Annotated in this window: 12 protein-coding genes; 5 read left to right on the plus strand and 7 right to left on the minus strand. The window is 74.1% G+C overall.

Features of this window, described 5'->3' with window-relative positions; all coding sequences use genetic code 11:
* Positions 1–86 precede the first annotated feature (86 nt).
* Positions 87–1,142, plus strand: coding sequence for a polyprenyl synthetase family protein (locus ACZ68P_RS22320; protein WP_471008763.1), 1,056 nt, complete (start codon positions 87–89; stop codon positions 1,140–1,142).
* Positions 1,143–1,386: 244 nt separating this feature from the next.
* Here ACZ68P_RS22320 and ACZ68P_RS22325 read toward each other — a convergent pair whose 3' ends face one another.
* The 3 genes from ACZ68P_RS22325 to ACZ68P_RS22335 form a co-directional block, all read right to left on the minus strand.
* Positions 1,387–2,031 (minus strand): fasciclin domain-containing protein, encoded by a 645-nt coding sequence (locus ACZ68P_RS22325; RefSeq protein ID WP_471008765.1) that lies wholly within the window; start codon positions 2,029–2,031, stop codon positions 1,387–1,389.
* 185 nt (positions 2,032–2,216) lie between these two features.
* Positions 2,217–3,590: a cryptochrome/photolyase family protein gene (locus ACZ68P_RS22330; protein ID WP_471008766.1), complete on the minus strand. Its 1,374-nt coding sequence runs from the start codon at positions 3,588–3,590 to the stop codon at positions 2,217–2,219.
* Positions 3,587–5,233, minus strand: a complete 1,647-nt coding sequence (locus tag ACZ68P_RS22335) for an SDR family oxidoreductase (RefSeq protein ID WP_471008767.1) — start codon at positions 5,231–5,233, stop codon at positions 3,587–3,589. The genes ACZ68P_RS22330 and ACZ68P_RS22335 overlap by 4 nt, the downstream gene beginning before the upstream one ends.
* 251 nt (positions 5,234–5,484) lie before the next feature.
* Here ACZ68P_RS22335 and sigK point away from each other — a divergent pair, with 251 nt between their 5' ends.
* Together sigK and ACZ68P_RS22345 are read left to right on the plus strand one after the other, a co-directional pair.
* Positions 5,485–6,090 carry an ECF RNA polymerase sigma factor SigK gene (gene sigK / locus ACZ68P_RS22340; protein WP_471008768.1) on the plus strand — a complete coding sequence of 202 codons (606 nt, stop codon included), beginning with the start codon at positions 5,485–5,487 and terminating at the stop codon, positions 6,088–6,090.
* On the plus strand, positions 6,087–6,845 hold the full coding sequence (locus ACZ68P_RS22345; RefSeq protein ID WP_471008770.1) for an anti-sigma factor: 759 nt from the start codon (positions 6,087–6,089) through the stop codon (positions 6,843–6,845). The genes sigK and ACZ68P_RS22345 overlap by 4 nt, the downstream gene beginning before the upstream one ends.
* A 289-nt stretch (positions 6,846–7,134) precedes the next feature.
* Here ACZ68P_RS22345 and ACZ68P_RS22350 read toward each other — a convergent pair whose 3' ends face one another.
* Both ACZ68P_RS22350 and ACZ68P_RS22355 read right to left on the minus strand, forming a co-directional pair.
* Positions 7,135–7,605 carry a DUF2267 domain-containing protein gene (locus ACZ68P_RS22350; RefSeq protein ID WP_471008773.1) on the minus strand — a complete coding sequence of 157 codons (471 nt, stop codon included), beginning with the start codon at positions 7,603–7,605 and terminating at the stop codon, positions 7,135–7,137.
* Positions 7,606–7,751: 146 nt separating this feature from the next.
* Positions 7,752–8,186, minus strand: a complete 435-nt coding sequence (locus tag ACZ68P_RS22355) for an Hsp20/alpha crystallin family protein (protein WP_365715726.1) — start codon at positions 8,184–8,186, stop codon at positions 7,752–7,754.
* Between the two features lie 133 nt (positions 8,187–8,319).
* On the opposite strand from ACZ68P_RS22355, the gene ACZ68P_RS22360 reads away from it, so the two are divergent.
* Positions 8,320–9,012: a type III effector protein gene (locus ACZ68P_RS22360; protein WP_471008774.1), complete on the plus strand. Its 693-nt coding sequence runs from the start codon at positions 8,320–8,322 to the stop codon at positions 9,010–9,012.
* Between the two features lie 58 nt (positions 9,013–9,070).
* Here ACZ68P_RS22360 and ACZ68P_RS22365 read toward each other — a convergent pair whose 3' ends face one another.
* The gene (locus ACZ68P_RS22365; RefSeq protein ID WP_471008776.1) at positions 9,071–10,045 is read right to left on the minus strand and encodes a GlxA family transcriptional regulator; all 975 of its coding nucleotides are present in this window, start codon (positions 10,043–10,045) and stop codon (positions 9,071–9,073) included.
* 302 nt (positions 10,046–10,347) lie between these two features.
* Between ACZ68P_RS22365 and ACZ68P_RS22370 the strand changes: the two genes are divergently transcribed.
* Complete coding sequence (locus tag ACZ68P_RS22370) at positions 10,348–10,842, plus strand: hypothetical protein (RefSeq protein ID WP_471008778.1); 495 nt, start codon at positions 10,348–10,350, stop codon at positions 10,840–10,842.
* A 272-nt stretch (positions 10,843–11,114) separates the two neighbouring features.
* Here ACZ68P_RS22370 and ACZ68P_RS22375 read toward each other — a convergent pair whose 3' ends face one another.
* Positions 11,115–12,368 carry a serine hydrolase domain-containing protein gene (locus ACZ68P_RS22375; RefSeq protein WP_471008781.1) on the minus strand — a complete coding sequence of 418 codons (1,254 nt, stop codon included), beginning with the start codon at positions 12,366–12,368 and terminating at the stop codon, positions 11,115–11,117.
* Positions 12,369–12,885 lie beyond the last annotated feature (517 nt).

Below are 12,885 nucleotides of genomic sequence, written 5' to 3' on the forward strand. Positions count from 1 at the left end.
ATGGAACGTTTCTGCTGGATCCGCGGGCACTTGGCTGGGGTGATGGACGAAGATTGGCCGGGCCTCCCGCGGACCATGGAGGTGCCATGTCGAGTCTGACCACGACGGAATGGAGCACGGCCGTTTCCCCGACCACACTGATGCGGTGGGCGCGCGAACTGGTCTCCCCCGCGCTGCGCGCCGCGATCGCCGGACTCCCCGCCCCGGAACGGCGTATCGCCGGATACCACCGCGGCTGGCACGAGGCCGACGGAAGCCGGCCGACGGACGGCGCGGACGAGGGCGGCAAGGCGGTACGCCCGGTCCTGGCGTTCCTGGCGGCGCAGGCGGTGGGCGGTCCCGCCGAGTGCGCCGTGCCGGGCGCCGTGGCGGTGGAACTCGTGCACGACTTCTCCCTGTTGCACGACGACGTGATCGACGGGGACGCGCTGCGCCGGCACCGTCCCGCGGCATGGGCGGTCTACGGAACACCGGCCGCGGTGCTCGCCGGCGACGCCCTGCTCGTGTGTGCGCTGCGCGTGCTCTCCGACGTCCCGGAGCCCCGGGGCAAAGCCGCCTCGAAGGAGATGGTGGAGGCGCTCGCGGACCTGATGCGCGGCCAGAGCGAGGACATCGCGTTCGAGAAGGCCGCGGCGGTGGGAGCGGCGGACTACCTCGCCATGGCGGAGGGCAAGACCGGCGCCTTGATGGGCGCCTCCTGCGCGCTGGGCGGGGTCCTGGCCGGGGCTTGCGAGCAACGGGTGGCCGACCTCCGGGACTTCGGCCGGCGGCTGGGGGTCGCGTACCAGTGCGTGGACGACCTGCTGGGCATCTGGGGCGAGAGCGAGCGCAGCGGCAAACCCGTGGGCGCCGACCTGGCGGCGCGGAAGAAGTCCCTGCCCGTGGTCGCGGCGCTGTCGGCCGGCGGCCCCGCCGCCGAGCGGCTGGCCTCGCTGTACCTCGGGTCCGAGCCGCTGAGCGAGTCGGACATCGCGCTCGCGGTCACGTTGATCGAGGAGTCCGGCGGACGGGAGCGGACCGAGCTGGAGGCCGCGCGTCAGCTAGCGGAGGCCTTCCGGGCGCTCTCCCGCGCCCAGCCGGTGCCGGACGTGTACCGCCACCTCCACCAGGTCGCGATGATGCTGACGCACCGTGACCACTGAGGGGACGCTCTCCGTGTCCACCGCCGCCGAACGGGCCGTCGGAGGGGCCACGGCCGGGGCGGCGTTCGCGGCGAACGCGCGAGGCGCGTGACCGGTCACGGCGACCGTGACGGTCAGCACGGACACTGCCGCGGCGCGACGCAGAAGCGAGGCCGCGACTCCCGCGGGGCCGGGCATGGGCAGGGCGGCGGCCGCCGCTCGTCCCGGGAGAGCGGCGGCCGCGGGGGGGCACGGGCCCGGCGTCCTACTTGGGCATGAGGACGGTGTCGACGATGTAGACGGTGGCGTTGGCGGTGGGGACGTTGCCGCAGACGACCTTGGAGGAGTCGTTGACGGTGTAGTCCTCGCCGGAGCCCTTGGTGGTGACCATGCCCTTCTGGAGGGTCTCGAAGGAGCCGTTCTCGAGTTGCTTCGGAGTGAGCTTCTGTCCGACGACGTGGTAGGTGAGGATCTTCGTCAGCATGTCCTTGTCGGCGAGGACCTTGTCGAGGTCGGCCTGGGGGATCTTGGCGAAGGCGTCGTTCGTGGGCGCGAATACCGTGATGTTCTGGGCGTTGTTCAGGGTGTCGACCAGGCCGGCCTGCTTGACCGCGGCGACCAGGGTGGACAGCTCCGGGTTGTTCGAAGCGGCGGTGGCGACGGGGTCCTTGGCCATGCCGTCGAAGGAGCCGGCGCCGTCCGCGGGCACGGCCGCACACGCCGGACCGAACGGCCCGCCGACGGCCGTGCCGGCCTCGGAGGAGGGGGTGCCGGGCGCCGAGGCCGAGGCCTCGGAACCGGCCTCGGAGGCGGTGTCCGCGCCGGAGTCCGAGCAGGCGGCCAGGGAGAAGGGAAGGACGGCCGCCGCGGCGACGGCGACGGCGGTACGGCGGAAACGGAGAGCGTGCATGGTTCGAACCCCTTGGTCGGAAGGTGCGAGGGAAGCGGCACGACCACCCCGGCCGGATGTGGCGATGCGCTCCGGGCGCGGCGGGCGGGAAGTCTCTCCCTCCGCTGCCGCGGCCCTGTTGTCGAGGGTGTTTCGGAGCGGAGGGCCGACCGGATTGGGTCCGGATCCGAGATCGTGGCGAACGGTCAGTCCAGGCTTCGGGCGTGGCGGAAGCGGTCGAGCGCATCGCCCAGGCCGACGAGGGGTTCGGGATAGTCGAGGGCCGACCGCTCCAGGTCCGGGAGCTTCCACGGCTCGTGGAGCGACCTCGTCCCCAGTCCGGCCAGTTCGGGCACCCAGCGGCGGACGTAGGTGCCCTCGGGGTCGTATCTCCTGCCCTGGAGGACGGGGTTGAGGACCCGGTTGGGCCGGCTGTCGGTCCCGGTGCCCGCGACCCACTGCCAGTTCAGCTGGTTGTTGGCGACGTCGCCGTCGACGAGGAGGGAGAGGAAGTGCCGCGCGCCCTCCCGCCAGTCGACGTAGAGCGTCTTCGCCAGGAAGGACGCGGTGAGCAGGCGGGCCCTGTTGTGCATCCAGCCCTCGTGGGCGAGTTGCCGCATGCCCGCGTCCACCACCGGATAGCCGGTCCGGCCCTCGCGCCAGGCGCGGAGGTCCGCCTCGGCCTCCTCTCCGCGCCGCCAGCGGTCGTGCCGGGTCCGGTAGTCCTCGGTGGACACCTCCGGCCGCGCGGACAGCACCTGATGGTGGAAGTCGCGCCAGCACAGCTGCCGGACGAACGCCTCGGCGCCCGCGCCTCCTCTCTTCCGGGCCCGGTGCACCGCCTCCGTGGCCGACACCGCGCCGAAGTGCAGGTACGGGGAGAGGCGCGAGGTCGCGTCCCCCGCGAGGTCGTCGTGGCGCGCCTCGTAGGCGTCGACGTCCCGGCCGAGCCAGGAGCTGAGCCTTCGGCGGCCCTCGCGTTCGCCGCCCTTGGCCAGGCCGGCCGAGAGGGACGCGGCGGCGGGCCGCGCGGGCAGTGCGTCGGAGCGCACCCCCTCCGGCACGCGGACCGCGCGGGGTGGCGTCAGCGGGGTGCGCAGCCGCTCCGCCGCCCAGCGGCGGTGGTAGGGGGTGAAGACGGCGAAGTGCTCCGATCCCTGCGGGGTCACCGCGCCGGGCGGCAGTGCGGTGATCACCCCGGCGTGGACCCGGAGACGGCGTCCGTCGGACTCCAGGGCCTGGCGCAGGCGCTCCTCCCGGTGGTGGGCGAAGGCGCTGCATCCCGCCGCCATGTGGACCTCGTCGGCGTCGGCCCGCCGCGCCACGGCGAGGACCTCGCTCACGGTGTCACCGGTGCGCACGACGAGCCGGCCTCCCCGCTCCCGGAGCCCGGCGTCGAGGTCGGCGAGGCAGTCGGCGAGGAAGGCGAGCCGGTTGGGGGCGGCGAATCCGGACCGGTCGACGGCCGGGTCGCGGACGAACAGCGGCACGATCTCGTCCGCCGACTTCAGGGCGGTCCGCAGGGGCGGGTGGTCGTGGAGCCGGAGGTCGGAGGTGAAGAGGACGACGCAGACGGTCACGAGGTCTCTCCCCGCGACCGTCCACCGGCCGCGCCGCCGGTCGTGCCCTGGGACGTGGTGCCGGACGGGGTGCCGGACGGGGCGCTTCCGGAGGGGGCCTCGGCCGCCGCGCGGGCCGCCGGGCCGGCCCCGCTCCGGGTTCCGGCGGTCTTCTCGGCCGTGCGGGTGATGGAGCGGGCCATCCCTCCGAACACGACGGCGTGGAAGGGCGCCACGCTCCACCAGTACAGTTGCCCGGCCAGTCCGCGGGGATGGAAGAGCGCCCGCTGGCGGTAGAGGGTGCGTCCGGCGTCGTCCAGGTCGGCGTACATCTCCAGCCACGCGAGCCCCGGGAGCCGCATCTCGGCGCGCAGCCGGAGCAGGTGGCCGCGTTCGATCTCCTCGACCCGCCAGAAGTCCAGCGCGTCGCCGACCCTGAGCCGTTCGGCGTCCCGGCGGCCCCGGCGCAGGCCGACGCCGCCGAGGAGCCGGTCGAACCAGCCGCGCACCGCCCAGGCGAGTGGGAAGGAGTACCAGCCGTTCTCGCCGCCGACGCCCTCGATGACCCGCCAGAGCGCCTGCCGGTCCGCCTCGACCGTCCGTTCGCGTTCGTCGGTGTAGAGGCTGCCGCCCGCCCAGTCGGGGTCGGTGGGCAGCGGGTCGCTGGGCGCTCCGGCCAGGGACGCGGAGGACCAGCGGGTGGTGACCTGGGCGTCACGGACGCGCTGCAACGCGAGGGAGAGCGCGCGGTCGAAGGAGACCGGGGTCCCGGGCGGGTCGGGGACGTGGGCGGTGATGTCGTGTTCGGCGCAGACGACCTCGTACCGGAGCGACTCCGCGAGCGGGCGGGCGAGGGAGGCGGGCACGGGGGTGACGAGCCCGATCCACTGGCTGGACAGGCCGGGCGTGAGCATGGGGACGGGCAGGATGAGCCGTCGGCGCAGGCCCGCGACCTCGGCGTACCGGAACATCATCTCCCGGTACGTCAGGATGTCGGGGCCGCCGATGTCGAAGGCGCGGTTGACGTCGTCCGGCATGCGGGCGCTGCCGACGAGGTAGCGCAGGACGTCGCGGACGGCGATGGGCTGGACGCGGCTGGCCACCCAGCTCGGGGTCACCATGACGGGGAGCCGTTCGGTGAGGTACCGGAGCATCTCGAAGGAGGCCGAGCCGGAGCCGATGACGACGGCGGCACGGAGCACGGTGGTGGGGACTCCGGACTTCAGGAGGATCCGGCCCACTTCGGCCCGCGAACGCAGGTGGGGGGAGAGCTCCGTCTCGGGGACGTCGCGGGGGGTGAGGCCGCCGAGGTAGACGATGCGGCGTACGCCGGCGGCGCGGGCCTCCCGGGCGAAGGTACGGGCCGCGAGGCGGTCGGTCTCCTCGAAGTCCCGTCCGGAGCTCATGGAGTGGACCAGGTAGTAGGCCACGTCGACGTCCCGCAGGGCGGGGCGCAGACTCGCCGCGTCGGTCACGTCGCCGCGGACCACCTCCGCGCGGTCGGCCCAGGGATGGTCGCGGAGGTTGGCGGGTGTGCGGGCGAGGCAGCGGACGCGGTGCCCGGCGTCGAGCAGCTCGGGGACGAGGCGGCCGCCGATATAGCCGCCGGCGCCGGTGACCAGGCAGCGCAGGCCGTCGGGTGCGGTGGTGGGGTGGGTCGCCATCGAGGAGGCTCCGTTCCGGCCGGGAGGGGACACTGTCACGACGATGTCGCGCGTGTCGCGCGGGCACTACCTCGATTGTTCTCCGCTCGGGGCCCAGACGGACGCGGGGAGCCGCCGCCCTTGGGCCGAACGCGTGGCGGGTCCCGGGGGGGGCGGGCCGCTGCCCCCGTGCGGGGCGGCGGGGACCAATCCGCGGGAGCGACCGCTCCGAAGGAAGCGCGGTACACCCGTACGTGAAGGAGGATCGCCCGGTGAGAGAGAACGCGCGCGTCGGCGGCGGCCCGGCCCCGCATCCGGAGCCGGGGCCACCGCCTGCGGACCTGCCAGAGCTCATGGCGCGCGTCGCCCGGGGGGACCAGGAGGCCTTCGCCGGTGTCTTCGACGCTGTCTCCGCGCCGGTCCTCGGTGTGGTGCGGGCGGTGCTGCGCGACCCCGCCCAGTCGGAGGAGGTGACGCAGGAGGTCATGGTCGACATCTGGCGCACCGCGGCCCGCTACCGGCCCGACCGGGGATCGGTGCTGAACTGGGCCCTCACCCTGGCGCACCGGCGGGCGGTCGACCGGGTGCGGTCCGAACAGGCCGCCACCGACCGCGCGAGGCGGGTCGCACTGCTCGAGCACACGCCCGCCTACGACGAGGTCGCCGAGGAGGTCGAGAACCGGCTCGACCGTGAGCGCGTACGGCGCTGTCTGCGGGGGCTCACCGAACGGCAGCGCCAGTCCGTGACGCTCGCCTACTACCGGGGCCTGACCTATCGCGAGGTCGCCGAGTTGATGGGGCTCCCCCTCGGCACGGTCAAGACACGGATGCGGGACGGGCTCATCCGCCTGCGCGACTGCCTGGGGGTGGCCGCGTGAACGCCGCCGACCTCCACACCATGACGGGGGCCTACGTCCTCGACGCGCTGGACACCGCGGAGGAGCGCGAGGCCGTCGAGCGCCATCTGACGCACTGCGCGGCGTGCACCCACGAGGTCCGCGAACTGTCCGAGACGGCGGCGCGCCTGGGTCTGGCCGTCGCCGAGCCGGTCGGGCCCCGGCTGCGGGCGGACGTCCTGCGCCGGATCGCCACCGTGCGCCAGTACCCGCCCGCGACCGAGCCGCCGGCCCGTACCACCCGGGCCCTGCGGGGCCTGCGTCGGATGCCGGGCTGGGCCCTGGCCGCCTCCCTCGTCGGGACGGTCGCTCTCGGGGGTGTGGCGGGCTGGCAGTACGAGCGGGCCGAGGACGCGCGTCGGGCGGCCCGCGAGGCGCGGGCGGAGACGTCCGGCGTTGCCGCGGTCCTGGCGGCACCGGACGCGCGCGTCACCACCGCCCGGCTGCGGGGCGGCGCCGTGGGCACGGTCGTGTACGCGCCGTCGGTGGACCGAGCCGTGTTCGCCGCCTCGGACCTGCCGGCGCCACCGGCCGGGAAGGTGTACCAGCTCTGGTTCGACGACCGGGGGGTGATGCGCCCGGCCGGCCTGATGCCCCCCGGTGGCACCGCGTCGGCCACCCTCCTCACGGGAGCGGTGGACCGCGCCACGGCCGTCGGCATCACTCTGGAGCCGGCGGGCGGTTCACCGGAGCCGACGTCCGCGCCCGTCGCCGTCCTGGCGCTGCCCGGAGTCTGACCCGGGGGCGTCCGCGCCCGTAGCCGTACGGGCGCCGCCCGGAGTCTGACCCGGGGCGTCCGCGCCCCTAGCCGTACGGGCGCTGCCCATGGTCGGCGGCGGGGAGGTCCGCACGCGGCGCCGTGGGGGCCTCCGCGGACGTGGGGCTTACGGCACCGGCGGCCGGTACGGCGACGCGTGAGACCCACGGCCGGACGCCGGGCGCCCGGACCTGGGCGCCCCGTCGACCTCCTCTGCCGTCGGCGCCGGGACGGGCCGGGCGGCCTGGGTCAGGCTGTGCCGGGAGGGGTCAGGCGGCCTGGGTCAGGCGGCGCCGGTCGGTGGCCTGGGTCAGTTCGGCGCGGCCGAAGAGGAGGCCGTACCCGGGCGGGAGCTGGGCGAGCACGCGGTCGAGGAGCTCCGGACCCGCGAGGTCGGCGACGACGTTGAGGACGGCGCCGGTGTCCCAGCGTGCGGTGGCGGGCGTGCCGCCGACGCGGGTGGCGAGGTCCTTGACGAATCCCCAGCCGGTGAGCGGTTCGGTCGCCGGGATCTGGCAGGTGAAGGCGCGGGCGGCCTCCAGGGGCAGGCGGGCGGCGAGGTCGACGCGTTCGTCTCCCGTGACCTGCCGGCCCAGGGCGGCCAGGACCGCGCGCACGGTGTCCTCCGCCCGCTCGCGGGTGGGGTAGGCGCCTTCGTAGCGCACTCGTTCCAGCATCCGGTCGAACGTCATGGCAGGCGCGGCCGGGCGCTGCTGGGTCGGTACCGACTGGGTCAGCATGGAAGAAGGGCTGCCTTTCTGATCTCGGTGGTGGTGTGTGCGGGGCCGGGCGGCGTCGTCCGGCCCGGGAGTGCGCGGAGGACGGGGGTACCGGGGGGGGATCACGAGGTGCCGTCCTCCGCGCGCGGCGGGCGGGGCCGGCCGCTTCAGCCGCTGATCTGCTTGCGGTCGGAGCCGGTGCCGATGCTGATCTTGCGCGTCTTGGCGCGTTCGGCGATCGGGATCCGCAGGGTCAGCACACCCGCTTCGTAGTCGGCCGTGATCCGTTCCGTGTCGAGGGTGTCGGCCAGCATCAGCTGGCGGGAGAAGACCCCGAGGGGACGCTCGGACAGCTCCATCTGCACGTCGTCGGACTTCGCGACCGGCCTGCGCTCGGCCTTCACGGTCAGCATGTTCCGTTCGACGTCGATGTCGATCGCGTCGCTCGACACGCCGGGCAGATCGAGGGCGATGACGTACTCGTCTCCCTCGCGGTACGCGTCCATCGGCATGGGCGACGGCTTGGACCAGGTGCCGGTCGAGCCCAGGAGCTGCTGGGTGAGCCGGTCGAGCTCGCGGAACGGGTCGGTGCGCATCAACATCGCGAAACACCTCCAGTCGGTTCGGGCAGAAACTGCCAATGCGCTTCACCTGACACCGTTGTAACATGTCATCGGAACGATGACAACCACGATGTCATCGAAAGGGTGACACGACGAAGGGGAGCCGGAGCCCATGACAGCAGCCGACCAGCCACGACGACCCGGCACCACCGCCTCGTCCTTCCTCGCCGCCTCGGCCGCGTTGTCCGCGATCGACCAGGCCGTCCGCACCGCGCACGGCACCGCGGGGAACTCCGGGCCCGTGGACCCCGCGGACGACGGCCCGGTCAGCTCCGAGCAGGCGCTGTCCGCGCTCCTGCTCCTGCGCGAGCTGCGGGAACAGCTGGCCGGTTGGGAGCCGGCGCTGATCGAGGCGGCCCGCGAGGCGGGTGCGAGCTGGGCCGAACTGGCCCACCCCCTCGGCGTCGCAAGCCGCCAGGCGGCCGAGCGCCGCTACCTCCGGGTGCGTCCCGGAGCGGCGGGCAGCACGGGCGAACAGCGCGTCCAGGCGACGCGGGACCGCCGCGCCGCCGACCGGTCGGTGACCGCCTGGGCCCGGGGCAACGCGGCGGACCTGCGGCGGCTCGCCGGGCAGATCACCACCCTCGGCGACCTGCCCGCCGCCTCGCAGGCCCCCCTCGCCCGCCTCTCCGAGGCCCTCGGCGACGACGACGCCGCAGCCCTGGTCCGCCCGCTCATCGACACCCGGCGGCACCTGGAAGCGGACCATCCCGACCTCGCGGCCCGCGTGGACACCATCACCCGGCACACGGACCGCCTGCGCGGCGACAACGGCCGCGACGGCGGGGGCGAGAGCGGGGCCTAGCCGGTCGGAAACGCGCGATCCAGGCTCGTGGGCCGGAAGCCCTCGCCCGCGGCCGTTCTCAACGGGCCGGGCGCCGTGTCTGCGTCTCCCGGTAGCGGGCGGGTGAGATGCCGTACCGGCCGGTGAACGCCTGCCGCAGCGACTCGGCCGTACCGAAGCCGCAGCGGGCCGCCACGCCGGTCATGGGCAGCGCGGTCGACACGAGCAGATGGGCGGCCGCCTCGGTGCGGGCCCAGCGGACATAGCGGCCGGGGGCCTGTCCGAGGTGCTCGGTGAACAGGCGGGTGAGGTGCCGTGGGCTCACCCCCGCACGAGCGGCCAGGGCCTCGGTGCTCAGGTCGTGGTCGGGGTGGGCGGTGATGTGGTCGACCAGTGCCCGGACCAGGTCGTTGCGGGGTGGCGGGGCGGCGGTGAAGAGACTCATCTGGGCCTGGCTGCCCGGCCGCTGGAGGTACGTGACCAGGTCGCGGGCCACCTGGCGGGCCAGCTCGGGACCGTGGTCCTCCTCGATGAAGGCGAGGGTGAGGTCCAGCGCGCTGGTGATGCCCGCCGCCGTGTAGACGTTTCCGTCGCGGACGTAGAGGGGGGCGGGATCCACGGTGACCTCCGGATACTGGGAGGCGAGCCAGGGCGCGAACCGCCAGTGCGTGGTGGCCCGGCGTCCGTCGAGCAGACCGGCGGCGGCAAGCACGCCCGCCCCCGTGCACACCGACGCGACCCGCCGGCTCTCCTTGGCCAGTCGCCGTACGTGACCCACCAGCCGGGCGTCGTCGGCGGCCCGGTCGAAACCGACGCCACCCGAGACGATCAGGGTGTCGAGCGGGCCGGTGAGCCGTTCGAGGGACTGCTGGCTCTGCAGGGCAAGACCGGAGCCGCAGACGATCGGGCCTCCGCCGGGGCCGACGACACTGACGCGGTAGGGGACGGCCGGTTCCCCGAGGCCGTTGGCCATGGCGAGACTCGTGGTCACACACGCGATGTCCAGCAGTTCGGCCGAGTCGTAGCCGACCACCACCATGAGCCGCTCCCCCATGCGGCGACCCTACGCCGGAAGGACCCGTACCCCAAGGCATCGGACATCCTCCGGCGGAAGGCCGGGGGACGGCCGGGAGACAGGGAACAGTGGTCAGGAGGGGGTAACTCCCCCCGCCCTTCGCACGATCCGGTCCCACGACCCTACCGACGTCACCACGCGACCCTCGCGGCTCGCTCCGATCGATGCGCCGACTCGGTCCGTCGATTCGACCCGGTGAGTCGATCCGGTGAGTCGCTTCGACGGCTCGCGCCGAGGGCCCGATCCGGCGACCCGCTCCTTCGACACCCTCCGGAGAGACCATGACGACCGGCTCCACGCACGGCACCCGGGACGGCGGCACCCCCGCGAGCCCCCGCCCCCTGACGCCCTCTCGCCCTCTCCGGCCCGGTGGCGGGCTCCTGAGCCGGCTCGGGCACCGGTGGCCCACTCTGGTGGCGCTCGCCCTCGCGCTCGTCACCTTCGTCGACGGCCTCCCGCCCCGGGGCCTCCTGGCCGGGCTCCTCGTCAGCATGCCGCTCTTCTACCTGCTCTTCGGAGCGCTGCGGGGCGAACTCCGGCGCCCCGGCGCGCTCCTGGTCCAGATCGCCGGCCTCCTCGGCTTCGTGGCGGTGGCGCTGACCGCACTGGCCGTCGACGAGACCCTCGGCCTCCGCGTTCTGGCCGCCGGCTGGCTCGCGCACGCGGTCTGGGACTTCGTCCACCACAGGACCGGGAGGGTCGTGCCCCGGGCCTGGTCGGAATGGTGCTGCGTCGTCGACGCCTGCGGCGCGCTCGCGATGGCCGCCCTGGCCTGAACGACACCGGCGCGTCGACGGGTTCGGAGGGCGGCCGGTTCCGCCGCCCGTGCGGGAGAGGTCCGTACGGCAGGGCGCCGGGAAGCCGTTGTTCCAGACGTCGGACGTGAGGCGGAAGTCGGCGGGGTCGCCGTCGAGGGCCTCGCACAGCCGGCGCACCGTCGCCCACGGAGGGACGGTGGTACCGGTTGACGCGGGGGCACGGCGGGAGGGCGGGGCGCTAGGCCCCGCCCTCCCTCGGCCGGGGCCGCGGTCTCCCGCCGCGGCCGGCCTCAGCGGCGCTCGGGCAGGTCGGCCTCCGCCGGCAGCGAGGAGAACGAGCGCGGCGCCGTGCGCGACGACGACGCGGCCGGGGCCTTCTTCCCGCAGAAGGCGGCTTCCAGGGTTCCGCCGAGCGCCGTGTTGGCCGCGCCCCGGTTCGAGGTGTTCGCCATCGCGGAGAGGGCGCGGCGGCCGTCACGGGTGGCGAAGGCGTACGTGTAGTAGCCCTGCACCGTTCCGGTGTGTCCGTACACCTGGGTGCCGCACGACAGGTCGTAGCGGCGCAGACCGAGCCCGTAGAAGCGGGTGTGGGTGGTGTCGGTCGGGGTGACCGTGGTCATGGCGTCCAGCATCCGCGGCGAGAGGAGCCGGCCCCGCATGAGCGCGGTCGTGAAGGTGTTCAGGTCCGCCGGGTCGGAGATGACCGCGCCGGCCGACTGCGCCCAGGAGACGGTCTGCTCCGTGGAGTCGACGAGCGGCGCGCCCTCCTCGTCGGGATGGAGGTAGCCGCGCACGTGCGGTCCCCCGATCCTCGTCTCGGGGTGGACGTAGGAGGTGTGCCGCAGCTTCAGCGGCTTGATGATGCGGCGCTCGTACTGCCGTGCGACCGAGGTTCCCGTGGTCTTCTCGATGAGCATGCCGACGACGACGAAGTTGGCGTTGGAGTACTTGTACGCGACTCCGGGCTCCGTGGTGCGCGGCTCGCTCAGCGACAGGTCGACCAACTCCTGGTAGCTGAACACGCGGTTGCGTACGGCCTCGAAGCCGGGCACGGTCCGGGCGAACATGGCGTCGGTGTAGTCGGCCAGGCCGCTGCGGTGGGTGAGGAGGTGACGGACCGTGATGCGGTCGTCGGGCAGCAGCCCGGGCAGGTAGCGGTTGACCGGGGCGTCGAGCTCCAGTCGTCCCTCGTCCACCAGTTGGAGCAGCACGACGCTGGAGAAGGTCTTGCTGACGCTGCCGATCCGGAAGCGCGCCCGGGTGTCCATCGGCGCGCCGGAGATGCGGTCGGCGACTCCGGCCGTCCGGGTCCGGACGCCGTCGGGACCGGTGAAGCGGGCCATCGCGCCCGGAGCGCCGTTGGCCATCGCGGCGTTCAGGGCCGCGGTCACGCCCTCCATGTCGGGGGCGGGAACGGTGGGGATCGCGGGGGCCGCGGGGGCCGCCGGTGCCGCGGCGGCCGCGGCGGCGGGGGCGAGACCGCCGGCGAGTGCGGCGATCAGGGTGGCGCTCAGGGCCAGACGTCGGTGCGACGACAGGGGCACGTGACTTCCTCGTCTTCTTCCTCGGCTCAAGGGGTACGGCACACGGTCGGGTGTGCCGTAGGGGGCCGGGAGGAGTCAGCGCCGCGCGCCGTCCCCGGGCCCCATGGAGCATGAGGGCCAACGCGTCACATCGGTTCCTGTCACGGGGTGCCGATTGTGAACCGACGAGGCGTCAGGACCGTTGGCCCCAGAGGGCATCACGCTCGGCGGAACGGCATCGGGGACCGGCCGGCCGAGCCGCGGGGTCTGCCGAGGAGGCCCCGGAGCCGTCCGCGCACAGAAGAACCGCCCCGCGTGGCGGGGCGGTCGGAGGGGGGCGAGTGTGGGTGGGACAGAACACCTAGGTGCCTGCCGTGCCCGAGGGGCTACAGGGGAAGGCGTGCAGGGCGTCGCGACCCGGACGGACCTTTCGAAACACGCCCTAAAGCGTGTTGCAGAAGGCTTTGGCTCGGGTATTTCCCCTGTATGGGCGGGGTGTTGAGGGCTGAGGCGTTGTGGGTGGAGACGTTCACGGGTC

Source organism: Streptomyces sp. NPDC036822, assembly GCF_055609145.1.